This is a genomic window from Pseudomonas sp. NPDC089918, from assembly GCF_050280605.1.
GTDB lineage: Bacteria > Pseudomonadota > Gammaproteobacteria > Pseudomonadales > Pseudomonadaceae > Aquipseudomonas.
This window is the reverse complement of sequence record NZ_JBNNVP010000049.1, coordinates 13,491-36,747: the sequence shown is the minus strand read 5'-3', so window position 1 is coordinate 36,747 and position 23,257 is coordinate 13,491. Positions and strand designations below refer to the sequence as shown.

Sequence of the window (23,257 nt, the reverse complement as noted above, 5' to 3'; positions counted from 1 at the left end):
CCGATGTCCCGGCTGTATTGTTCGGTTCGTTTGAGACTGACAAAGAGGCGGATATTAACCTGAAGTTTTTCCTGCAACGCGGCGAATTCCAGGGGGGCATGTCTTGTTCATTGGGCAATTGGATGGCGGGGACGAAACGAAACCGGCCTATCCTGCCGACTCAGTCGAACCGAAATCATCGAGCCCTCCCATGCTGCAAAAAAGCCTGATTCGCCGTCTCGGCGGCCTTGGCGGTTGCCCGTTTGCGCCGGGTGCCTCGGGCAATATCTGCACTGAAGATCTGGTCAACCTGTGCGATGAAATCGGTATTCACACCGGCATCGATCTGCCGTTGTTGCTGAGGTTGTCCCGAGGATTGCCCGCGTTGTTGGGCCACGAGGTACCCGGACAACTCGCCAAGGCCGGGCGCAATTGCGACCTGCACCCCACGCCTTCCTGAACCCACCACGAACCCCTACAAAAAAGCGCGTTCACTGAACACCTCAGCCAGACAACAAAAACAATCGGGACTCCCTTGTGAAGTTGCTGCTATGGGGATTGCCGCAGAAGCTGCGCACGCTAGATAAGTTCTGAGATTGCGGTGTTGGACCGGACGCCATCGCGAGCAGGCTCGCTCCCACAGTAGATGTGTGTCGTACTCGGAATCTGTGAACGACGATAACCCCTGTGGGAGCGAGCCTGCTCGCGATGACTGACTCACAGCCAACAAACCCCCAGCGGCTATACGCTCAAGGCCGTTTAAGTTGTACGCTCCATTCGCAACCACCCAGAGCACTCAAGGTTACGAAACCCATGCTAACCGGCCTCAACCACCTGACCCTCGCCGTCACCGACCTGAACCGCAGCGTGGCGTTCTATCGCGATCTGCTGCAACTTCAGCTTGAAGCCACGTGGGACACCGGCGCCTATCTTTCATTACCCGGTCTGTGGCTGTGCCTTTCTCTCGATCCGCTACGCGAATCCGCGCCCGCTGCTGACTACACCCATTACGCCTTCAGTATCGATTCTGCGCACTTCCCGTTGTTCGTCGAACACCTGCGATCCGCCAACGTGCAGGAGTGGTGGGACAACCGTAGCGAAGGCGCGTCGTTCTATTTTCTTGACCCGGACGGGCACAAGCTTGAGGCGCATGTCGGGGATCTGGCGTCGCGGCTGACGGCTTGTCGGCAACGGCCGTATGCGGGGATGAAGTTCTTCGACGATCAGTGAGTCGATGCTCAGGGTCCTGGGATAGACTTGCGTCCATTCATCCGGCGTTTCAACAGGAATTCCCATGACTCCATCGCTGCTAATGGCCGTTCTCGCCTCGGGCTTCATTTATGGCATCACGCCGGGCCCGGGTGTGCTGGCGGTGTTCGGCATCGGCGCGGCGCGCGGGCGGCGGGCTGGAGCGGGGTTTCTGTGCGGGCATTTGCTGGGCGACGTGGTCTGGTGCAGCACGGCGCTGATCGCGATTGTCGGTGCGCGGGAAATCGGCAGCACTGCGTTCGATGTGTTGGGCGTACTCAGTGGGCTCTACCTGTTCTGGCTGGGCCTGCGCGCGGTGCGGGCTCGTCGCGGCAGTGCCGAGGCGCCTCAGGGGCCGGCGCGGCAGCCATTCTGGCACGGCATCCTGTTCGGTCTGACCAACCCCAAGGCTTATCCGGTGGCAGTGGCGACCTTTACTGCGCTGTTGTCCAGCCGTGCAGAATTGCTGCATTGGTCGATGTTGCCCTGGTTGATCATCCTGAGCTTCGTTGGTGGCCTTTTGGCCTACGCTATTCTCATAGGCATCGTCGGGGCGCGTCAGGTGCGCACGTTGTATCAGCGTCATGAACTGGCGATCACCCGGTTGTGCGGGGTAATGTTCATCGGTTTTTCCATCAATGCCTTGGTGCATGCGCTGCCTGGGCTGGTGACGAACAAGGCTTGAGGCTGATCGCAGGGAAGCGTCAGCGTACAGTCAACGCTCGGGCGTATGACCGGTCAGGGAGGGTTGTTCAATGTTGCATTGTCCGGACACGCTCTCGGCATTATGGAAACCAGTAATTCCGCCCCACTGGCGAGCTACATTGACCTCTTGCTGGACGCCGTCTGTGCGGTGGATAAACAAGGTCGCTTCGTATTTGTCAGCGCGGCCTGCGAGCGCATTTTCGGTTACACCCCCGACGAGCTGATCGGCCAGCCGATGATCGATCTGGTACATCCCGCCGACCGACAGCGTACCCTCGACGCCGCACGGGAGATCATGGGCGGCGAGCCCAAGCTCAATTTTGAAAATCGTTACCTGCGCAAGGACGGCCGGGTGGTGCACATTCTCTGGTCTGCACGCTGGTCGGAAGTCGACCAATTGCGTATTGCCGTGGCGCGCGACATCACCGAGCGCAAACAGGCCGAGTCCCGACAAGCGGCGCTGTACGCAATCTCCGAGGCGGCCCATGCGGCAGAAGATCTGCTGGCGCTGTTCAAACGCGTCCATTCGATCATCGGCGAATGGCTCCCGGCGTTGAATTTCTCCGTGGCGCTGTATGACGAGCACTGTGCGCAGCTGAATTTCCCCTATCACGTCGACGACCGTGAACCGCAACCCGAAGAGCCCGGGACTGTGACCGGGCGTCTTTGCAGTGAAGTGATTCGCAGCGGCTTGCCGATCCTGCTGACTCCGGATCAGGACAATCCGCCCGCGGGGTTTGCGGCACTGGTCGCGGGCCAGGATTCGCCCTGCTGGCTGGGCGTGCCATTGAGTTCGAAGAACGGCACCATTGGCGCGTTGATCGTTAAAAGCGTACCGGGCGGCGAGCGTTATACCGAGCAAGACAAGGAACTGCTGCAGTATGTTTGCGCGCAGGTCGCGACCGCTATCGAGCGCAAGCAATTGCATGCCCGGCTCCAGCGCATGGCTCAATACGACCAACTGACTCAGTTGCCCAATCGCGAGTTGCTGCGCGAACGCCTCAAAGCCTCACTGGACCTGGCCCGAACAGACTCCGGTCGAATGGCTTTGCTCTACGTCGACCTCGACCGCTTCAAGCATGTCAACGACACCCACGGTCATACGGTCGGCGACATGCTGTTGCAAGCGGTCGCCAATCGGCTCAAGGGCTGCGTGCGTGAAACCGATACCGTGGCGCGCATCGGCGGTGATGAATTTGTGGTGTTGTTGCACAGCATCCATGCCGCAGAGGATGCCGAGCGTGTGGCGGGAAAGATCCGTCAGGTGCTGGTTCAGCCCCTGCGCCTGGACGGGCATAACCTGAGCATCCAGCCGAGCATTGGCGTTGCGCGCTACCCCGAACACGGGACTGAAGAAAATCAGTTGTTCAGGCATGCCGATGAGGCGATGTACAGCGCCAAGCGCCAGCATCACCTGCGTCTCGGGGCCTGAAAGCCCGTCACCGTTCGTCGCAGCGTTGCCAGTTTTTCTAAACCTTTTTGGGGATGGAAATTCTTATTCTATGCGGGCGGCTGCTCGCAGCGATCATCACCAAGAGGATGAGAACCATGCCTACTTCCAAAAATCCAAGTCCGGGTAGTGCCCACGATCGAACGAAAGCGTCTGAAGCCGGTCGCAAAGGTGGGAAAACCACCACGACGACCGTTGATAAAGACTCCGCGAAAGGCGGCATGGGCCGCAAAGGTGGTCAGAAATCCCGGTAATAGTGAAGATGGTTTTATTAAAAGACGGGGGCGCAAGCTCCCGTTTGAATTTTCAAAGAAGGAGGGCGCGACCATGAGCCGGATGGCCACCCGTTTACGCAATGCCAGTTTTGTCACGTTACTGGGGCTGTTTGCCAACAGTGCCTTTGCCCAGTCAGCTGCTGAATTCATCAACGAAGCGTCGGCCAAAGGCATGGCCGACATCGAAGCCAGTCGCCTGGCGCACCAGAAAACCGAATCCAAAGAGGTCAAGGATTACACCATCGTGGTGATCAACGACCTCACCACCGCCAACCAGCATCTGGCGAAAATTGCCAAGCAACTCGATTTACCGGTCGCACCACGCGAAGAGGTGATGGACAAGGCCAAAACCCTGATTCCGGAGGTGAAGGACGATGCGTCCTTCGATCAGGCGTACGCCGCCAGTCAGGTGAAAACCACCCAAGAGACCATCGAGCAGCTTCAACAACAAGCGCAGACCACGGACGTGCCGCAAATCAAAGCGTTCGCCGAAGAAACCTTGCCCAAACTGCAAAACCACCTGCAAATGGCCAGAGAGCTGCAAGCCAGTCGTTAGCACCAATGGCGCGGGTGACGTCACCGGTCACCCGCGGGGCATGAGTCAACATTCATTCAATCCTGTTTCTTTGTTTCCGGGACGGCAGTGCCGTCCAGAGGAATCGTTTCGCCCTCGCCGAGGTTGCGATATTTCTTTCTCAATTCTTCCAACTGTTTGAGATCCAGCGATTCGAGATCCAGCATCGCGTTCTGCGCTTCTTTCGTTACTCGCAATAACTCATCGATCTTCAAGTGCAAAATGTCCGTGTCGCGGTTCTGGGTGTTCTGGATCAGGAACACCATCAGGAAAGTGATGATGGTGGTCGAGGTGTTGATGATCAATTGCCAGGTATCGTTGAAATGAAAAATCGGCCCGCTCAAACCCCACAGGATTATCAGAACGATCGCCCCCAGAAATGTCCGGGGCAGGCCGGCCCACAGGGAGAGTTTCTGTGCAATATTTGCGAATTTCATTGCCGTGCTCCTTATAGGGATGCGCCTGATTTTCAGACAGCACGGGCATAACGAAAATTCTGCTGAATATTGGCTGCGGGATGAAAAGCCGGTGTGCTGAACCCTCTGTAGGTGCTCGTCGCTCGGGGCTGAGAAGGTCGCAACCATTTATACCGACATGGGTCACTACTTCAGGCCCCTGAAACTGGAGAACAGCATTAACCTCGCTCGCACGTTTTACCTTTGCTGCTGCTGCCTGCTTGCGTTGCAGGGCTGCTTCGATAACTCGGATAACGAGACTAAAGACAACACCGATGGAACCAAGTCTTCGGTGCAGATGCAGGAGAAGGGTGCGGCTAGTAAATAGCGGTGAGTCGCTGCTACCGTTGCACCCCAAGAAAAGTGCGAATCCATGTGGGAGCGGGTTTGCTCGCGAAGACGTCGGCATAGTCAATATTGATGTCGCCTGACACACCGCATTCGCGAGCAAGCCCGCTCCCACAGGTTCCGCGCCTGAATCTATCTATTCACGCCGACAGCGTCACCTCAGTCTTCCAGCTGAAGTACCCCACCGCTTCACAGCGCTGGTTGATCAGCATGAAGTTCAGTTCGCAGGCTGTCACGCCCGTGCTCAGTTGCGAACACTCCCAATAATGATCATCGGCGCTGTGGCTGCCAGGCTGGGTCGGGTTGGCGGGGTCGGGCGCGGGGACTGTCTGGTCGCTGTGAACGATCAGTTTGGGCGGCGAAAGAACCCCGGCGTCGTCCACCGTCAGGTCGTGAAACACCACCGTATGTTCGGTCAGCAGGCTGACGGTTCTGCCGCGAATATGGAAGACCTTTCCGTTGCTGGCGGTCAGCGTTATTTTGCTGTCATTTTCAGCACTTTGTGTCGTCGTGCTACTAGTCACGGGGAAGATGAAGCCATCTTCAATCACCGTCGGCTTTTGCGATTCAAGACTGGGTTGCGGATAGCGTGAAAGCAACGATTCGGCATCGACAATCAGAAGCACACTACTGGCTATCACGGCGCCCGCCGAAGGGGAGCTAATCGGTTCGGAAGTCATCATGGATCCTTTCATGATGTTGACGCAAAACGGTAACCGCTTCGGTTCAAGCGAGACATCCTGTTCCAGCCGAGGCGGCAACGAGCCTGGTAGGCCCCTCGTTGCCAAGGGGCCCGGTCCAGCATCAGTTATGGATGGTGATGAACGGATCCCACGTGCAGCAGCCGATGATCTGGCAGTCGCGATTCACGATCAGAAACTGGAAGTGATAGGTCACACTGCCGCAAGCAAGGGTTTCCGAAGACCAGTAATGGTTATCGACTTTCTGGCAGCTGGGCACCGACGGATTGCTGGTGTTAGGGACTGCAAAGGAGGCGGTAGCCTTGCGTGGTGTGGGCGTAGAGATCAACTCGTTGCCTGCGTTACCGACGAACTTGTAGAAAATCACTGCTTGCTCGAAGCCCAGCGACAGGCTGGTTTCACGCCAGCGAATCAGATCGCCTACCTGTGCTTTCAAGTTGAGTTCGCCACCGGCCTGGCCACTCACCACGTTGTTCTGATTGGTCACCATGTATACATGATTGACGTCGATCATCGTCGGTGCAGCAGGGTTTTTGCTGATGTTCGGGTAGTTTTTCAGAATGGTTTCGGTGTCGATCGAAACAAGTACATCCGTGACTCGAGACATAGTAAAGCTCCTTTGAACATAGTGATTACCTGGCTACCTGCCAGGCACGACAACGCTTGTTTGCCTTGCGGCCGTTGCGAACACACTACTGGGGAACCCACTCGATCACGGGGTACGAGCTGGCCTTGCTCCTTGCCTTGAAATGACGGGTTGGGTTCCTTCCAACAGGCCGCGAGTAGGACTATAGATGTCATTTTTATACTGTCAAAATCGCTTCGCCCTTCGGTCGACGAACGGTCCTTTTGGTTATGGCTTTCGATGATTTTGCGATAAGAAAAGGCTCAGATCCTACGCCCTCCAAAAGTCGGGATAGGGCAGAGCACATCGGTCGATGTATCGTAGCGAACCGGTTGTCTGCCTCTGGCTACAACCTGCACTGACAGGAGAACGATATGAGTTGGTCCGCCAAACAATACGTAGCGTTTGAAGATGAGCGAACGCGCCCGGCGCGTGACTTGCTGGCAGCCATCCCCACAATGGACGTCCAATCGGCAATCGACATCGGTTGCGGCCCGGGTAATTCCACCGAGTTGCTGGTGCAGCGCTTTCCCAATGCCGCGGTGCGAGGGGTGGACAGTTCGCCCGATATGATCGAGGCCGCCCGCCAGCGCTTGCCTCAGGTGCAATTCGACACCGCAGACATCGATGTCTGGAACGATGCCGGCCCGTTCGACGTGATTTTCGCCAATGCGGTATTGCAGTGGCTGCCCGATCACACCCGGTTGCTGCCGTCATTGGTGGCCAGGCTTGCGCCCGGCGGTAGCCTGGCGATTCAGATGCCCGACAACCTCAACGAACCGTCGCACAGGTTGATGCGCGAGGTCGCAGCGAACGGCCCTTGGGCTGACAAACTGGCAAGGGCCGCAGGCCTGCGAACGGAAATGGAGGATGCGGGTGGTTACTACTCGATGCTGCGTGCCCACTGCACCCGCGTCGATGTATGGCGCACCACTTACTATCACCCCCTCGCGGACGGCGCATCGGGTGTGGTCGAGTGGTTCAAGGGCAGCGGTTTGCGGCCTTTTCTTGAGCCGCTGAATGAAGCGGAGCGGGTGCAGTATCTCGAGCAGTATCTGACGGCAATCGAGAAGGCCTATCCGGCGCTGAGTGATGGTTCTGTGCTGTTGCCGTTTCCACGGTTGTTCATGGTGGCGACGCGCTGACGTACAAAGGGACATGCCTGGTCGTTTGTCCCTTTGGTTGACCAACCTTCGAACCATCAGCCCTGCTGCAACACCTTGAGCGCCGCCGAGGCCAGAAACCCGGAGCGACTTTTCTCTTCCGGATGATGCAGTACGTATTCGTCGATGCGGTTGAGCAAGTAGCCGGGCAAGGTGATGTTGAGTTTCTGGGCCTTGCCCAGGTATTTGGTGACATCGATGTCCACCACGGCCCACGTACACCCTGCGTACTGCGGATTGGCCGCATGCAGGGTCACTTTGTTGGCGGGCGGAATCGGCGCCCCGTCTTCGGCCAGTATTTCGAAATGGCCTTCGATGGCTTCGCGCGCCATGGCCATGGCGTCATCCAGATCCTCCCCAGCGGAGAAACAACCCGGAATATCCGGTACTTCAACACCCCAGGCGTGTTCATCATCGCCCATGGAGATTGCAATTGGGTAAAGCATGTTCGTCATTCTCCTAAGGCGCTGTCATAGCAGCGCCTGTTGCAAAATACTGATGGCCGTTTTTTTGAGCAGATCCTTTTTCGGATGAGGAACCGTTACCAGTCCTGGCTTGGTAGGGTGCTTGAAATGGTGATGGCTCCCCTTGATTCGTACCAGATACCAGCCATCTGCAACGATTTGGCTTATCAAAAACCGGCTATTCACATCACCTCCCTGTGGTGTGCTTGTGGTTACTATACCTACTGAAATCCACTAATCAACACTATAACCACCAATGCTTCCTGAACACCGATGTGTTAGCGACATGAAATGAGTCTAGGAGGGCAATTGGCGATGGCTTGGGGAGGACCGGCTTTCTGTATTGCAGGGTTTTGCCACGGTGCTGAAGAGCAAGAGGCGCTCAAATTTCAGGTATAAAAAAACCGGCCACGTCGGACCGGTTTTTGTGTTCCCCGAGAATCACGCAGTAGCTTCTAAATCAGCTGATCAATCAAAACCGCGTTGGTATAGATCAAGCTTCCATCGCTCGCTCGATGCCCGACCAAATGGAACTGACCGCGCCCGTGCTGCAAGTAGACGCGCATTTGGCAGTCGGACAAGGGGTCGTATCCCTCTGGCAAGACCAAATCCATTGAGCTCATGTCGACATCAACCATGGCTTCAGGCTCATGGGTTTTCTGTAGGCGTTCTTCAGCTTCCTCCAGACGTAGATGGAGGGGGCCATCGACATCAAAGCTGATCTCACCCACCGGGGTGGACTTTGGGGCGCCGCTGGGTTTGCACCAGCCTTCGATCGTCAGGTTGCTCATGACGAAACCTCCGTCGTGGACTGCTGGACTCTGTAGCTCTTGTGTCTTCTCAAGCCATCCGCTTCTGGCCAGTTCTGCCATCCCGTCATCAGGATTGAGTATAGCTGGCAACCGGACCTCGCTTGCTGTACCCGCATCAGTTCTCTACGCCATTTAGTACGTAATGCTGATATCCATAGTTATATGTAGCGAATAGCTTTAAGCGATTAACTTAATGTTCGAATTGGAATATCCGGGCGCCAGGGTTTTTCACAAAACGCGCTTGATCCGTCCATGCACTATACTTCCTGCTGACTTTACCGTCGGAATGGATGGTATTTGTCTGCCCTGCTTGGACGTCAGTGGCGATGCGCTTGCATAACCAGTGAACAACAGGAATAGGATGAAGAGAAAATGGCAATAGCAATTATCTTGATACTAATCGTTATTGCATCAGTGTTGTTCCATGTACTAGCGCCTTGGCATGCGACACCGGCAGCCTCCAACTGGGGGTCCATAGACACCACCCTGTTCATCACCCTGATCATTAGCGGAATATTTTTCATTGCCATCACGGTATTTATGGCGGTAGCCGTGATGCGTTATCGTCACAAGGAGGGTTCCAGGGCGCACTACCAGCCAGAAAGTAAAAAACTGGAGACATGGTTAATTATCGTGACCTCGATAGGGATTGCCGCGATGTTGGCGCCAGGTCTGGTTGTTTACAGTGATTTCATCAATGTGCCGAAAAATGCTTATGAACTTGAAGTGGTCGCCCAGCAGTGGCAGTGGGCCTTTCGTTTTGCCGGCCAGGACGGGAAGCTGGGTAAATCGGATATCAAGTTTGTTGATTTCACCAATCCTCTCGGCCTTGATCCCAAGGATCCTGTCGGACAGGACGATGTGCTTATAAAGAGCAATGAAGTTCGCCTTCCGCTCGATCAGCCTGTGAAAGTTTTACTGCGCTCTAAAGATGTGCTGCACAATTTTTATATCCCGCAAATTCGCAGCAAGATGGACATGGTGCCGGGGATGGTGTCGTACTTTTGGTTTACGCCGACTAAAACCGGGAAGTATGAAATTCTTTGCGCTGAGTATTGTGGCGTCGGTCATTACAACATGCGCGGCCAGATGATCGTGGAAGAGCAGGGCGCCTTCGATCAATGGCTGAACAGCCAACCGACTTTTGCGCAGACATTAACGACAGCTGCCAAACCCAGTCAGGACAGCGTGCTGGAAAAAGGTCGCTTGTTGGTCGAAAAATACGGCTGCGGTGCCTGCCATAGCCAGGATGGCAGTAGCAGTCTCGGCCCGGGATGGAAGGGGCTGTACGGCCGCACTGAACAGTTTGCCGATGGCACCCGTGCGCTGGTCGATGAGGCTTACCTGAAAGAGTCGATCCTCGATCCGAAGGCCCGCCTGGTACAGGGCTACCCGCCAGTCATGGTGGCCTATACTCTCACTGAAGATGAACTGGGTGCTGTCGTCGCCCTGATCAAATCACTGGGTGCCGCGCAGCAAGAACCTTCTGCCAGCGAAAAACTGGACAGAGGTGACGACTTGGCGACGCAGGGGCAGCGGCTGGCCGAGTCGCTCGGCTGTCTGGCCTGCCACAGTGTCGATGGCAGCAAAGGCGTCGGCCCCAGCTGGCAGGGCCTGTATGGCGAGACCGTAACCCTTGCCGACGGCACGAGTATCAAGGCCGATGAGGGCTATATAAAGGATTCGATTCTTAATCCCGGCGCCAAAATCGTCAAAGGCTATGCGGCCGTCATGCCGGCCTTTATCCCGAGTGATCAGGAGTTGCACGCACTGATCGCTTTTATCAAATCCAAAGCGAATGCCGACGCTGATGCGAGCAAGGCGGAGCCAGGGAAGTAGCCGTAAAGCAGCCAGGAATGCACCGAAACTTCGAACAGGAGGATGACGTGATGGCCTATGCGGAGCAAGCCGAAACAGAAGCACTACACGAGCCCAAAAGCTTCCTGACCAAATATATCTGGAGTCAGGACCACAAGGTCATAGCCATTCAATATTCCTTGACGGCTATATTCGTGGGCGTTATCGCCGTGGTGTTGTCCGGCTTGATGCGCATACAGATTGGCTTCCCCGGCGCTTTGGAGTTCATGGACGCCAGTGCTTACTACCAGGCCATGACCATGCACGGCATGATCATGGTCATTTACTTGCTGACGGCCTTGTTTCTGGGTGGTTTTGGTAATTATCTGATCCCGCTGATGGTGGGCGCCCGCGACATGGTCTTCCCCTATGTCAACATGCTGAGTTACTGGTTCTACCTGGTGGCGGTAGTGGTGTTGCTCTCCAGTTTCTTTGTTCCTGGCGGTCCCACCGGTTCGGGCTGGACGCTCTATCCGCCGCAGTCCATTTCGCAGGGGACACCGGGGGTCGAGTGGGGCATCGTCCTGATGCTCGTCTCACTGGCGATTTTTATTGTCGCGGCCACCATGGGCGGGTTGAACTACGTCACCACGGTGTTGCAGGCGCGCACCCACGGCATGACATTGTTTCGCATGCCGCTCTCCGTATGGGGAATCTTCATGGCCTCGATTATGGCCTTGCTGGCTTTCCCGGCGTTGTTCGTCAGCGCGGTCATGATGTTGTTTGACAAGCTATTGGGCACCAGCTTCTTTATGCCGGCGATGATCTCGCTGGGGCAGCAGCTCGATCACCAGGGTGGCAGCCCGATATTATTTCAGCACCTGTTCTGGTTCTTCGGCCACCCGGAGGTCTACATCGTTGCTCTCCCTGCGTTTGGTCTGGTCTCCGACTTGATCAGCACGCATGCGCGTAAAAATATCTTCGGCTACCGAATGATGGTGTGGGCCATTATTGCGATTGGCGTACTCAGCTTTGTGGTCTGGGCGCACCATATGTATGTCAGCGGAATGAACCCTTACTTTGGCTTTTTCTTCGCCGTTACCACCTTGATCATCGCGGTGCCGACCGCACTGAAAGTCTACAACTGGGTGCTGACCCTGTGGCGCGGCGATATTCATCTGACCGTGCCGATGCTGTTTGCCCTGGCCTTTATCATCACCTTCCTGGTCGGCGGTCTGACCGGGTTGTTTCTCGGCAATGTGATCGTGGATATTCCGCTCTCGGACACCTATTTCGTCGTCGCCCATTTTCATATGGTCATGGGGGTCGCGCCGGTACTGGTGGTGTTCGGCGGTATTTATCATTGGTTCCCGAAAGTCACCGGGCGCATGTTGAACGACACCCTGGGCAAGCTGCATTTCTGGATTACCTTTCTGGGCACCTACGCCATCTTCTTCCCCATGCACTACCTGGGTTTTCAGGGGATGCCACGCCGCTACTACGCCTATGAAAACTACGCGTTCATCCCGCAGTCGGCGCAAGAGTTGAATGCCTTCATTACGGTGATCGCATTGATCGTCGGCGTTTCCCAGTTGCTGTTCCTGTTCAACCTGGCCTGGAGTGCATTCAAGGGCAAGCCTGCAGGCAGTAATCCCTGGGGCGCGGCCAGTCTGGAATGGCAAACGCCGAACACCCCGCCGATACACGGTAACTGGGGAGCGAAGCTACCGGTCGTGCATCGCTGGGCCTATGACTACAGTGTGCCGGGGATAGAGCAGGATTTCGTTCCGCAAACGGTCTCCGCCGAGGAGCTGGAGCAGATGCGGCAACTGAGTGCCGGAACCAAGATAGCGGACGTTAAAACATGAAAAGGCTGCTATTGAGAAACGCCGACGGCGCTGACCCCGGCGGCAGTTGGAGTCGCGACCCAGGAGGTATCCAGGCCCCCGAGGGTGCCGATAGAGGCCAAATCGCAAGAGTGGGCCTGCGCTTGTTCCTGGTCGTGGTGAGTTCGTTATTCTTTCTCTTCCTTTTCGCCTTTATTGCCCGTTCACAAATGGCCGACTGGCTCCCCCTGACAGACCCCTTGGCGCCGTTAGCCAATCTCTGGCAGCTATGGCTGAATTCGGCTTTTCTGGTATTCAGTTGCATCGCACTGCAGTGGTCGCGTATGGCCGCCCGGCAGGCTCGACTGGACGCAACAATCATTGGTTTTGCATTGGGGGGCGTATTTGCCATTGCCTTTCTAGTGGGGCAACTCTGGGTCTGGCAGCAGTTTGTCGCCTGGGGCTACTTTGTCGCCAGCAATCCGGCCAACAGTTTCTTCTACCTGTTGACCGGCCTGCATGGGCTCCACCTGCTGGGCGGGCTGATAGCCTGGAGCATAATCGTCGCTAAATTCCTGCGTCGCGTGCCGTTGCCGCAACTGCGCGTCAGCGTAGAACTCTGTACCACCTATTGGCACTACTTACTGGGTCTTTGGTTCGTGCTGTTCGCTTTGCTGGCCAGCACGCCGCAAACCTATGAAGCGATCGCCAGATTCTGCGGCCTGAGGTGAAAAGCCATGGCATCGCCCCCACTTGCCCCAGTCGAATCCAGTTCATCCAATCCACCAGACTCACCGCCTGCACCGGGATGGCAGGGCATCGCCAGCGACTGGTCCTCGGATAGAGAGGCCTTCAAGCAGGTCCCTTGGGGCAAGGCGATGATGTGGATATTCCTGCTCAGCGATACGTTTATATTCACCTGTTTTTTAACCGGCTATATGTCGGTACGCATGACCATCACCACCGCCTGGCCGAACCCCAGCGAAGTGTTCGCATTGACGATCGGCGGTAAAGAAATCCCGCTTATTCTGATCGCCATCATGACCTTTGTGCTGATCAGTAGCAGCGGCACCATGGCCATGGCCGTTAATTTCGCCTATCGCCGTGATCGCGCCAAAACCACTGCGCTGATGCTGGCGACCGCTGCCTTGGGTGTGACCTTCGTCGGCATGCAGGCATTTGAATGGAGCAAACTTATCGCAGAAGGGGTGCGTCCCTGGGGGAACCCCATGGGGGCGGCGCAATTTGGTGCCAGCTTTTTCATGATTACCGGTTTCCACGGACTGCATGTGTCAATCGGCGCCATCTACCTCAGCATTGTGGCGTTGAAAGTACTGCGGGGAGATTATGAGCGTTCCGGAAACTATCAGAACGTCGAGATAGCCGGGCTTTACTGGCACTTCGTGGATTTGGTGTGGGTGTTTATTTTTGCTTTCTTCTATTTATGGTAGAGGAGCACGGGTGATGGCACATGCTCAGGGTCAGCAACATCCAATCAGCTTGTACCTTAAAATCTGGGGGCTGTTATTCGTCCTCAGCACGCTGTCGTACCTTGTCGACTACTTCCACTTCCATGGCTACCTTCGGTGGTCCCTGATTATCACTTTCATGTTGTTGAAGGCAGGTTTGATTGTCTCCATCTTCATGCATATGGCCTGGGAACGGTTGGCCATGGTCTACGCCATATTGGTGCCACCGTTATGTTTATTGGTGCTCGTCGGACTGATGGCCACCGAGGCGGACTATGTTTTCCTCAGCCGGGTCATTTCCTTCGGCCAGTAAGCAGCTTCCGGATGGCCATGAGTCTTCAGGGCTAACCCGATATCACTCGCTTGAACTGATGCCATTTGTGCTGCCAGGCCACTGTCCAGTGGGGGGCTGCCGTTCCCGTGCCGGCGATCGTCAGCGTTGGATGATGTTCGATTACCCGGTCCAATATCGGTTCCTGATTCGGTTCAACATCCACAAAGAAGATATGTTTTCCTTCTTCTACCATCTGTTTGAAATTGCGGAAGTGAGCATTCGGCACCTGGATGCCAAAAAAACCGCCTTCCCAGATGCAGAAGCCAAATATAACGATGGCCAGGAAGATAAAAGGCACCCAGCCTGCGGCGGATTCGGTCCAGCCCATCCAATAGGCGCCGCCAAGGACCAGCGCCGCGAGTGGCACGCCGACCACAGCTCCAATCTCGCCAGAGTGAACAACATCCTGTTTCATCAACGAGTTAACCTCGTGGAGGTGATGTTCTTCAACATCAGCCACTTGTTCACTGAGCACATGAATTTGTTCGGTATTGATGCCGTTGGCTTCCAGTTCATTTTCAACGGCCTCGAGATCGTCGAGATTGTCACTGATGTAATAGTGCCGATTCATGCCACACCTCCCATCTCGCGCTGGCTGTAGACCTCCTTTGTCCTGCAGCCGTTAACTGAGATTTGCAGTCGATGTCTGTGCACGTGGGGAACGCTGCACACTTGATGCAATTCGTAGGAAGTATAGCATTCGCTAGTTTGCGGGGCGGGAGGCGTCAAGGTCCGGAGGGTCACCAAACCCCAGACACAAAAAAACCGGCCATCAAGGCCGGTTTTTCTTTACCTGCATCCCCCGTCAAAAACTGACGTGAGACAAAAATTCGATTGGAGCGGGTGAAGGGAATCGAACCCTCGTTATCAGCTTGGGAAGCTGGAGTAATGCCATTATACGACACCCGCTCAGAGCGGCTGACTTTGTACCAGATGTGCGCGTGAAAATGAAGTTTTTCTTTGCGCGCGATGGCTTTAGCACGGGTGAAACGAAAGCATCGACCGCGTAGCGGTCATTCGCGGGCAAGCCTCGCTCCTGCAGGAATGCGCTTAACGCTGCAGGGCTGAGCTTGCTCGCGATGACTCTGTTTCAGATTGCCAATGCATGGTGGTCCTGGACGTAGTGGTAACGCGGTCGGCTTTCGTGTTGCGTCGGTTTCAGAAAGCCCAGCAGTGCGTTGCGACTGTCTCGGCAGGCGGCTTTGTGCTCCATGTCGAGAAAGTGGCCGGTGGCCTGCAGGGTGCTGAAGGTGCTGTGCTGCACGTGACCGGCGAACAGCTTTGCATCGGCGGCGGCGGTGTACTCGTCCCATTCGCCGTTCATGAACAGCACCGGCACGTTGATTTTCTTCGCCGCGTTCAGGTAGCACTGGCGGTCGCTGTTGAGCACGTCGCTGATGTGAAAATGCATCTGCCCGTATTCATGTTCGGCCAACGAACTGACGTGACGGTAGTTGAAGCGCTTGAACAGCGAGGGCAGGTGTTTGCCGATGGTGCTGTTCACCAGGTCACCGACCCGGTTCCCGTCCCGGCTGCCGAGATAATCGACACCGCGCTCAAGGTAGTCGAGCATGTGCTCGTTGACCACCGGCGAGAACGAGCTGATCACGGCCTTTTCGATGCGCCGTGGCCGTTGGGCCAGGGCGACGAGCGTGGCGGCGCCACCAAAGGAAAACGACAGCACGTGTTCGGCGGCGAAGTGGTCGATCAGCTCAAGGAGGATCTGCCCTTCGATTTCCTTGGTCAGCATTTTCTCATGCAGGTTGTGAGCCTTGGACTTGCCCGCGTAGGGCTGGTCGTAGCACACCACATTGAACTGCGGATAAAGGTTTTTCACGGTTTGGGCAAACGACGCAGTCGTGGACATCGAGCCGTTGACCAGAATAATGGTCTTCTCTGCGGCGTCTGCGCGATAGAACTCCGTGTAAACCCGATACTGACCCTGTATATCCAGCACAGCGATTTCTGGCCTCATGACATAAGACTCCTGGCAAGCGGGTATGCGCGCAAATCAGATTGCACGAGCTTTGTGACAGGTAGGCATACGCCTGGAATTTTGAAGGCCCATGTCGATCCATTGAAAGCCGGCCGACGGGTATTGTTATAAGCGGGCAGTTTGCCGGGGGAAGGCGGAACCTGAGGGTTCTCTGCCGGCAAAAAGTTTCTTAGAGTAGTTTTGTGACTCGTCGGTCACGTTTCGCGCCGACGTCCTGATTCAAGCAGGGGTCACGTCATCGCGCAAGTATCTTTCGTAAAATTTTCAGCGGCTTCTGCTGAGCGGTCGCCTGCTTAGATCATTCGGATCTCATCGCTGCTCAACGACCGGTATTCGCCGGGCTTCAACGTGTCGTCGAGCACCAGCGGACCCATGCATTCGCGGTGCAGGCGCAACACCTTGTTGTCGAAGTGGCCGAACATCCGTTTGACCTGATGATAGCGGCCCTCGACGATGCTCAGGCGCGCAGATTTTGGCCCGAGTACGACCAGTTCGGCCGGTTGTGTGGTGAGGTCTTCGAAGGCGAAATACAGGCCTTTGGCGAAGGTGATCGCGTATTCGGCAGTGATGTCCTGCTCGGTCTCGACGTAGTAGACCTTGGGCAGTTTGGTCTGCGGTTGGGTCAGGCGTCGCGACCAGCTGCCATCGTTGGTGATCAGCATCAGGCCGGTGGTGTTGAAGTCCAGGCGACCGGCGATGTGCAGGTCTTCCTTGTCCGGTTCGCCGATCAGGTCGAGCACGGTCGGGTGTTGCGGGTCGCGGGTCGCACTGACGCAACCGGGTGGTTTGTGCAGCATGAAGTAGCGGGCCGGCTTGCCAACTTGCAGCACCTCGTCGTCGACTTCCACGCGGCTGAATTCGAGTACCTCGGCGTGAGGGTCGCTGACGACTTCTCCGTCGACCCTGACGCGCTTTTCCACCAGCAACAGGCGTACCTGCTTACGGTTGAAGCGGGGCAGGTTGCTGAGGAAGCGGTCAACGCGCATGGCTAGGGTTCGGTGGGAGGATTCGGTGGGAGAGCGCCGCGCATCTTACGTGATCGGCTCAGCGGCTGCTTGCAACTGCATCTCGACCTGGGCGCAGGCCGGGCACAGGCAGGACTTGTCGCGCAATTCGGTGGGCAGCGCCTGAAGCACCGCCGGATCGATGCTGACGCCGTAGCACCAGCAGGCACGATCGACGGTTCGCGGGTCAGCCAGGCTGCAGTCGTTGGAGGCGCCGCAAGCCGGGCAGAGGTCAGGTTTATTCATGAAGGGGCATTCGATTACGGCCGGTTTGCCTGGCCAGAGACCGCGCATGATCGACCGGCAAGCACTCCTGCGCAAGCCGGCGATCCTGGAAATCAACGCCGATCGTTCAGATACGCACGCCACCCGCCCAAATGACTGATATCCACCGCCCCCTCCAGCCCATAAGGCTCACAGATAAACCCACTCTCCCAACGCCCATCCGCCAGTTGTACCTTGCCCAACCCCAGCGGCGCCGGAATGGCGGTCAGGAACGAACCCAACTCGCTGCTTGGCAACTCCCATACTTCCACCGCAATCGCCGCGCCACCTTCCTTCACTCGGACCATGCCAGGGCGATAGGGTGGGCCACCGGCCAGGGCATACAACTGATAGTCGGGGGAACTGTGAGTAGCTTCGAGCAAACGGGCTCCACGCAGCTTGAGTTGCCAGTTCAGCGCCAGCCCATCCAGATGTGCTCCGCAGACCACCAGCCGTGCGCGATCATTGCGCGCAATATTCGTCGGCGCAGACGCGGCCAACCCTTGCTGACGTTGCAAGGCATCCGCCACGCTCAACAGATACTGATCGGTAAACGCCCGTCCGAACAACGTCACGCCCCATGGCAAACCATTGCCCATGAATCCGCTGGGCACGGCGACGGCGGCGTAATCGAGCAGGTTCATGAAGTTGGTGTAGTAGCCCAGTTCCGAGTTGCGCAGCACCGGTTCGGCCGCAAGCTCCGCCCGTGTCACCGGGCGGCCAATGGTTGGCGTGACCACGCAATCAAGGCCTTCCAGAGCTTTGTCGCACAGTGCTTTCAAAGCCTGCAGACGGTATTGGGCGCGGAAGGTTTGCACGCCAGTCACCGCTGGAGCCTTGGCCAATACGGCGCGAATCACCGGCAGCACGGCTCGAGGATGTTGCTCCATCAACTCGCCGGCCACGCTGTAACGTTCCGCCACCCACGGCCCTTCGTAGAGCAACCGCGCCGCTTCGAGAAACGGCGACAAATCCAGTTCGACCGCTTCGCCGCCCAAGGCTTTGAGCTGGTCGATGGCGTCGCCGAAGAGCAATGGGCCTTCAGGGCAGCCGAAGAACGCCAGATCCTGCGCACGGGGTACGCCGAAACGCAATGGACGCGGTGTGCCGAAGGCCGAGCCGTCATTCCACAGTGGATTACTGCGGCTGTATTCGTCCCGTGGATCGAGATGAGCGGTGAGCGCCAGCAACTGACTGGCTTCCCGGGCGGTGGCTGTGAAGGTCGTGACGCAATCGAGCGTTCGACAGGCTGGAACCACACCAGCCGTGGAGATCAGCCCTTTGCTGGCTTTCAAACCGACCAGATTATTCAATGCCGCCGGCACCCGACCGGAGCCTGCCGTGTCCGTGCCCAGGGAAAAACTCGCCACGCCGAGTGCCACCGCCAATGAAGATCCGGCGCTGGAACCGCCCGACGGATACTCAGGCAACACGCTGTTCGGGCAAGCGCCATACGGCGAGCGGCTGCCATTGAGGCCAGTGGCGAACTGGTCGAGATTGGTCTTGCCCAACGGAATCGCACCCAGCGCCAGCAGTTGCTCGACGACGGTTGCCGAGCGCTCCGGCACATAGGCAAACGCCGGGCACGCTGCCGTGGTGGGAATGCCCGCCAGGTCGATGTTGTCCTTGATCGCGAACGGCACGCCGTACAGCGGCAGGCTGCCTGGGTCACGACCGTCGAGTGCGGCGAGGTACGGTTCCAGTTCCTCGACACTGAGCAAATGGATGAACAGGTGATAGTCCGGGTTCAGTGCCGCGGCTTTTTCCCGCAGGTTCAACAGCAGTTGCCGAGGCGTAGTGCTGCTGTCACGGTAAGCGTTGCGCAGGGCGTCGAGTTGCAGATTGATGTTCATGGCGTTAATCCTTTTTCAATGGCTTGAGTCGAGTTCCAGCACCACCACACGCTGCCCGGCGCGCACCGCCGAACCCGGTTGCACGCGAATCTCGCGCACCACGCCCGCCATGGGCGCGAGCAGCGGGATTTCCATCTTCATCGACTCCAGAATCACCAGCACATCCCCCGCCGCGACCCTGCTGCCAGCCTGCACCTGAACCTGCCAGAGGTTGCCGGCGATGTGGCTGTCGATGCTCTGCTGACCGTCGGCCAGCGGTGCATCTTCGGTCACTTCCGGGGCCAGCTCTTCGCTGTCGAAATGCGCCTGGCCGCTGGCTATCCAGCGTTCGCGCTCGGCGTTGAACGCGCTTTTTTGCTGATCCCGAAATGCCGCGATGCTCTGAGCTTCTTTCGCCAAAAACGCCTGGTAATCCGCCAGATTCAGCTGACTGTGTTCGATGTTCAGATCAAAACGCCCAAGCGGGAAATCCCGACGAATGCGCAGCAGTTCATCGGCGCTCACCGGGTAGAACCGGATCTGATCGAAGAAGCGCAGCAGCCACGGCTTGCCGTCGAACGCTGCAACCTCACGGTAGCGGTTCCACATCTGCAAGGTGCGGCCGACGAACTGATAACCACCGGGGCCTTCCATGCCGTACACACACAGGTAGGCGCCGCCGATGCCTACCGAGTTTTCCGCGGTCCAGGTGCGGGCCGGGTTGTACTTGGTAGTCACCAGGCGATGCCGAGGATCGAGCGGGGTGGCGACCGGTGCGCCGAGGTAGACGTCGCCCAGGCCCATGACCAGATAGCTGGCGTCGAACACTGTGCGTTGCACTTCGTCGAGGTTCGGCAGGTCGTTGATGCGGCGGATGAACTCTAGATTGCTCGGGCACCAGGGGGCGTCTTTGCGTACGGTGGTCATGTATTTCTCGATCGCCAACTGACAGGCCGGGTCATCCCAGGACAGTGGCAGATGGACAATGCGCGAGGGCACTTGCAGGTCCTTGGCGGCGCACACGGCATCCCATTCACCGGCGACAATCCCCAGCAGATCGGCCAGCGGCAGTTGCTCCGGTTGGTAGTGCACTTGCAGCGAGCGGATGCCCGGTGTCAGGTCGATCACGCCGTGCAGGTGTTTGCTTTCCAATGCCTGCATCAGCGCGTGGGCTCGAAAGCGCAGGACCAGGTCCAGCTCGGGGGCCCCGATCTCAAGTAGCAGATGCGTGTCGCCTGACAATCTGGCAACCAGCTGCGTATCCCCCTGACCCAAATCCAACACCACAGGCGACACAGCCCCCTGTGGGAGCGAGCCTGCACGCGATGGCGGCAGAGCATCCGGCATCGAGGTGACTGACACACCGCTATCGCGAGCAGGCTCGCTCCCACAGGGGGAATCCCATTTCAGGGCGAGTTGTCGGGCGGTCTTGAGATCGACCGGGACGAACTGCACCTTGTCCCCAGCCTTGAGCTGCCCCAGCTGCCAAAGGTCCGCCTCGATCACCGTCACCGGGCAGACAAACCCGCCCAAGCTCGGGCCATCCGGCCCCAGAATCACTGGCATGTCACCGGTGAAATCCACCGCGCCAATCGCGTACGGATTGTCGTGAATATTCGACGGATGCAGCCCGGCTTCACCCCCATCGGCCCGCGCCCATTCAGGCTTCGGCCCGATCAGCCGCACGCCGGTGCGGCTGGAGTTGAAATGCACTTCCCACTGCGTGGCGAAGAAGGTGCCGATGTAGTTTTCGGTGAAATATTCCGGGGCGCCGTGAGGGCCGTAGATCACCCGAATCTGCCGCACGGCGGGCAACTCGGTAACGTGTTGTGTCATCAGGTTTTGCCCGGCGCTGTGGTCGCTCAAGGCCGGAATATGCAATACGTCGCCAGTGCGCAATGCACGACCGGCATGGCCACCAAACTGGCCGAGGGTGAAGGTACTTTTGCTACCCAGATAATCCGGCACTTGCACGCCGCCGCGCAGGCACAGATAGCTGCGCGCGCCTGCACCGCCAATGGTGCCGAAGCTCAAAGTGGCACCGGCGGGAATCAACAGTGCGGTATTCATCGGCACCGCCTCACCGTTCAGTATCAACGCAATCACCGCACCCGTAACGGCCACCACCGCCTCACAATTGAAACGCAGCAGCGGCCCGCTCATGGTGATTTCCAGCGCTGCTGCACCTTCATCATTACCCAGCAAGCGATTGCCCAGACGCAGCGCCCGGCTGTCCATCGGCCCCGACGGCGGCACGCCCACCGCCCAGTAACCGAGGCGTCCCGGATAGTCCTGAACGCTGGTCTGCGTGCCGGCGCTGAGCACTTCAAAGGTGTTGGCTTGATAGACCAGGCCTTCCAGGCAACGGGTCCACGGCTGGCCGCTGGCAAAGGGTGTATCGAGCAGAATCTGCCGCAAGTAATCGCGGTTGGTTTCCACCCCGTACAACAGACTGTCGCCCAGAGCCTGATGCAGATCGGCGCGCGCTGCTTCGCGAGTCGGTGCCCAGCTGATGACCTTGGCGATCATCGGATCGAAGTACGGCGGGATCTCGCAACCGGCCTCGACCCAAGTGTCGATGCGCAGGTGTTTGCCATCGGCAACGGGGAAATTGACGGCAGTGAGCAGACCGGGACTCGGCTGGAAATCCCGACCCGGATCTTCGGCATAGAGTCGTGCCTGAATCGCATGACCGTCGGCTTTCAATCCCTGGCTCAACTCGCGCAGCGGCGGCAAATCACCGGCCGCCAGTTCCACCATCCAGCGCACCAGATCCACGCCCCACACTTGTTCGGTGACGCCGTGCTCCACCTGCAAACGGGTATTCACTTCAAGAAAATAGAAACGCTGGGCATCGCTGTCGAAGACGAACTCAACAGTGCCCGCGCTGCGGTAATTCACCGCTTTAGCCAGTTTGATGGCCGCTGCACAGAGTTCCTCGGCCATGCCCTCGGGCAGGTTCGGCGCCGGGGTTTCTTCGAGGACTTTCTGGTTGCGTCGCTGCACTGAGCAGTCGCGTACGCCGAGGGCAAGCACCTCGCCCTGGCCGTCGCCGAAGACCTGCACTTCCAGATGCCGGGCACGCTGGATGTACTTCTCGATGAACACGCCGGCGTCGCTGAAATTGTTCTGACCGAGGCGTTTGACGGCTTCGAAGGACTCGCTCAGTTCAGCAGCGCTGCGGCACACGCGCATACCGATACCGCCACCGCCGGCGGTGCTTTTGAGCATCACCGGGTAGCCGACCTGTTCGCCTGCTATCAACGCTGCGTCGAGGCTATCGAGCAGCTCGGTACCTTCGAGCATTGGCACGCCGTGTTGCTTGGCCAGCGCACGGGCGGTGTGCTTGAGGCCAAACACCCGCAGGTGCTCCGGTGTGGGGCCGATGAAGGCGATGTCGGCCTCTTCGCAGGCTTGGGCGAATGCGGCGTTTTCCGAGAGAAAACCGTAACCGGGATGAATCGCCGTGGCGCCGGTGGCTTTGGCGATGGCGAGGATTTTTTCCACGGCCAGATAAGTGCCGGCGGCAGCGCCTTCGCCCAGGCAGTGGGCTTCGTCGGCTTGCAGGATATGCAGGCTGGCGGCGTCGGCTTCGGAGTAAACCGCGACGCCCTTGACCTGCAGTTCACCCAAGGTACGCAAGATGCGACAGGCAATGGCGCCGCGGTTGGCAATGAGGACTTTTTCGAACATGGCATAACCCCCGGAGGCGATAACGCATCAGCCTCGACCTGGGATGCGGGCCGTCCCGCAGTTTTTCGATAGGCGCCGAGGTCGTCCCCGGCGGCAGAATCAGTTCACTTCAAAAACACCGTGCCTCCTGTGGGAGCGAGCCTGCTCGCGATAGCGGTGTATCAGTCGACATCAATGGTGAATGTGCTGACGCCATCGCGAGCAGGCTCGCTCCCACATTTGGGTTGTGGGGTTCTTACTTTT

General features: G+C 57.7%; 23 protein-coding genes, 1 tRNA gene and 1 pseudogene. 12 read left to right on the top strand and 13 right to left on the bottom strand.

All coding sequences use genetic code 11. From position 1 onward, the window contains the following. Positions 1-217: 217 nt before the first annotated feature. From ACQKPC_RS26015 to ACQKPC_RS25990, 6 genes and pseudogenes are all read left to right on the top strand, one after another. A pseudogene (locus ACQKPC_RS26015) lies at positions 218-439 on the top strand (hydroxymethylglutaryl-CoA lyase); the annotation flags it as partial. Positions 440-792: 353 nt separating this feature from the next. Next, entirely contained in the window at positions 793-1,209 is a 417-nt protein-coding gene (gene fos / locus ACQKPC_RS26010; RefSeq protein ID WP_427627335.1) for a fosfomycin resistance glutathione transferase, read from the top strand. A 64-nt stretch (positions 1,210-1,273) separates the two neighbouring features. Beyond that, on the top strand, positions 1,274-1,912 hold the full coding sequence (locus tag ACQKPC_RS26005; protein ID WP_427627334.1) for a LysE family translocator: 639 nt from the start codon (positions 1,274-1,276) through the stop codon (positions 1,910-1,912). Positions 1,913-2,014: 102 nt separating this feature from the next. Beyond that, on the top strand, positions 2,015-3,364 hold the full coding sequence (locus ACQKPC_RS26000) for a diguanylate cyclase domain-containing protein (protein ID WP_427627332.1): 1,350 nt from the start codon (positions 2,015-2,017) through the stop codon (positions 3,362-3,364). A gap of 116 nt (positions 3,365-3,480) precedes the next feature. Further along, complete coding sequence (locus tag ACQKPC_RS25995) at positions 3,481-3,636, top strand: KGG domain-containing protein (RefSeq protein ID WP_008014777.1); 156 nt, start codon at positions 3,481-3,483, stop codon at positions 3,634-3,636. Positions 3,637-3,709: 73 nt separating this feature from the next. Then, positions 3,710-4,213 (top strand): DUF4142 domain-containing protein, encoded by a 504-nt coding sequence (locus tag ACQKPC_RS25990; protein WP_123499151.1) that lies wholly within the window; start codon positions 3,710-3,712, stop codon positions 4,211-4,213. Positions 4,214-4,269: 56 nt separating this feature from the next. On the opposite strand, the gene ACQKPC_RS25985 is transcribed toward ACQKPC_RS25990, so the two are convergent. The 3 genes from ACQKPC_RS25985 to ACQKPC_RS25975 form a co-directional block, all read right to left on the bottom strand. Beyond that, complete coding sequence (locus ACQKPC_RS25985) at positions 4,270-4,668, bottom strand: low affinity iron permease family protein (protein ID WP_427627329.1); 399 nt, start codon at positions 4,666-4,668, stop codon at positions 4,270-4,272. A 506-nt stretch (positions 4,669-5,174) separates the two neighbouring features. Beyond that, positions 5,175-5,714, bottom strand: a complete 540-nt coding sequence (locus ACQKPC_RS25980; protein ID WP_427627346.1) for an AidA/PixA family protein — start codon at positions 5,712-5,714, stop codon at positions 5,175-5,177. 124 nt (positions 5,715-5,838) lie between these two features. Next, the gene (locus ACQKPC_RS25975; RefSeq protein WP_095630996.1) at positions 5,839-6,342 is read right to left on the bottom strand and encodes an inclusion body family protein; all 504 of its coding nucleotides are present in this window, start codon (positions 6,340-6,342) and stop codon (positions 5,839-5,841) included. 392 nt (positions 6,343-6,734) lie between these two features. Here ACQKPC_RS25975 and tam point away from each other — a divergent pair, with 392 nt between their 5' ends. Next, a complete protein-coding gene (tam, locus tag ACQKPC_RS25970) occupies positions 6,735-7,505 on the top strand; it encodes a trans-aconitate 2-methyltransferase (RefSeq protein WP_427627327.1) in 771 nt (256 codons plus the stop codon). 56 nt (positions 7,506-7,561) lie between these two features. On the opposite strand, the gene ACQKPC_RS25965 is transcribed toward tam, so the two are convergent. The 3 genes from ACQKPC_RS25965 to ACQKPC_RS25955 form a co-directional block, all read right to left on the bottom strand. Continuing rightward, positions 7,562-7,969, bottom strand: a complete 408-nt coding sequence (locus ACQKPC_RS25965) for a type II toxin-antitoxin system HicB family antitoxin (protein ID WP_427627325.1) — start codon at positions 7,967-7,969, stop codon at positions 7,562-7,564. A gap of 24 nt (positions 7,970-7,993) precedes the next feature. Beyond that, positions 7,994-8,173, bottom strand: a complete 180-nt coding sequence (locus ACQKPC_RS25960; protein ID WP_048394018.1) for a type II toxin-antitoxin system HicA family toxin — start codon at positions 8,171-8,173, stop codon at positions 7,994-7,996. 269 nt (positions 8,174-8,442) lie between these two features. Continuing rightward, complete coding sequence (locus ACQKPC_RS25955) at positions 8,443-8,778, bottom strand: hypothetical protein (RefSeq protein WP_008074515.1); 336 nt, start codon at positions 8,776-8,778, stop codon at positions 8,443-8,445. A gap of 393 nt (positions 8,779-9,171) precedes the next feature. On the opposite strand from ACQKPC_RS25955, the gene ACQKPC_RS25950 reads away from it, so the two are divergent. From ACQKPC_RS25950 to ACQKPC_RS25930, 5 genes are read left to right on the top strand one after another with little or no spacing between them, the layout of a single operon-like run. Continuing rightward, a complete protein-coding gene (locus tag ACQKPC_RS25950) occupies positions 9,172-10,638 on the top strand; it encodes a cytochrome c oxidase subunit II (RefSeq protein ID WP_427627322.1) in 1,467 nt (488 codons plus the stop codon). Between the two features lie 50 nt (positions 10,639-10,688). Then, a complete protein-coding gene (gene ctaD, locus ACQKPC_RS25945; protein ID WP_427627320.1) occupies positions 10,689-12,464 on the top strand; it encodes a cytochrome c oxidase subunit I in 1,776 nt (591 codons plus the stop codon). Continuing rightward, positions 12,461-13,153, top strand: a complete 693-nt coding sequence (locus tag ACQKPC_RS25940; RefSeq protein WP_427627318.1) for a cytochrome c oxidase subunit 3 — start codon at positions 12,461-12,463, stop codon at positions 13,151-13,153. The genes ctaD and ACQKPC_RS25940 overlap by 4 nt, the downstream gene beginning before the upstream one ends. 6 nt (positions 13,154-13,159) lie before the next feature. Beyond that, positions 13,160-13,873 carry a heme-copper oxidase subunit III family protein gene (locus ACQKPC_RS25935; protein WP_427627316.1) on the top strand — a complete coding sequence of 238 codons (714 nt, stop codon included), beginning with the start codon at positions 13,160-13,162 and terminating at the stop codon, positions 13,871-13,873. 13 nt (positions 13,874-13,886) lie between these two features. After that, complete coding sequence (locus ACQKPC_RS25930) at positions 13,887-14,204, top strand: cytochrome C oxidase subunit IV family protein (RefSeq protein ID WP_008074510.1); 318 nt, start codon at positions 13,887-13,889, stop codon at positions 14,202-14,204. A 31-nt stretch (positions 14,205-14,235) separates the two neighbouring features. On the opposite strand, the gene ACQKPC_RS25925 is transcribed toward ACQKPC_RS25930, so the two are convergent. From ACQKPC_RS25925 to uca, 7 genes are all read right to left on the bottom strand, one after another. Beyond that, positions 14,236-14,796 (bottom strand): magnesium transporter, encoded by a 561-nt coding sequence (locus tag ACQKPC_RS25925; protein WP_427627314.1) that lies wholly within the window; start codon positions 14,794-14,796, stop codon positions 14,236-14,238. A 264-nt stretch (positions 14,797-15,060) separates the two neighbouring features. Beyond that, positions 15,061-15,134: transfer RNA gene (locus ACQKPC_RS25920), tRNA-Gly, on the bottom strand. 181 nt (positions 15,135-15,315) lie between these two features. Further along, positions 15,316-16,200 (bottom strand): alpha/beta fold hydrolase, encoded by an 885-nt coding sequence (locus ACQKPC_RS25915; protein WP_427627312.1) that lies wholly within the window; start codon positions 16,198-16,200, stop codon positions 15,316-15,318. Between the two features lie 314 nt (positions 16,201-16,514). Beyond that, positions 16,515-17,207 carry a pseudouridine synthase gene (locus ACQKPC_RS25910; RefSeq protein WP_427627310.1) on the bottom strand — a complete coding sequence of 231 codons (693 nt, stop codon included), beginning with the start codon at positions 17,205-17,207 and terminating at the stop codon, positions 16,515-16,517. A 45-nt stretch (positions 17,208-17,252) separates the two neighbouring features. Next, positions 17,253-17,471: a cysteine-rich CWC family protein gene (locus ACQKPC_RS25905; RefSeq protein ID WP_427627308.1), complete on the bottom strand. Its 219-nt coding sequence runs from the start codon at positions 17,469-17,471 to the stop codon at positions 17,253-17,255. A gap of 92 nt (positions 17,472-17,563) precedes the next feature. Beyond that, on the bottom strand, positions 17,564-19,342 hold the full coding sequence (gene atzF, locus ACQKPC_RS25900; protein WP_427627306.1) for an allophanate hydrolase: 1,779 nt from the start codon (positions 19,340-19,342) through the stop codon (positions 17,564-17,566). Between the two features lie 15 nt (positions 19,343-19,357). Beyond that, the gene (gene uca, locus ACQKPC_RS25895) at positions 19,358-23,014 is read right to left on the bottom strand and encodes an urea carboxylase (protein WP_427627304.1); all 3,657 of its coding nucleotides are present in this window, start codon (positions 23,012-23,014) and stop codon (positions 19,358-19,360) included. Positions 23,015-23,257: the final 243 nt, after the last annotated feature.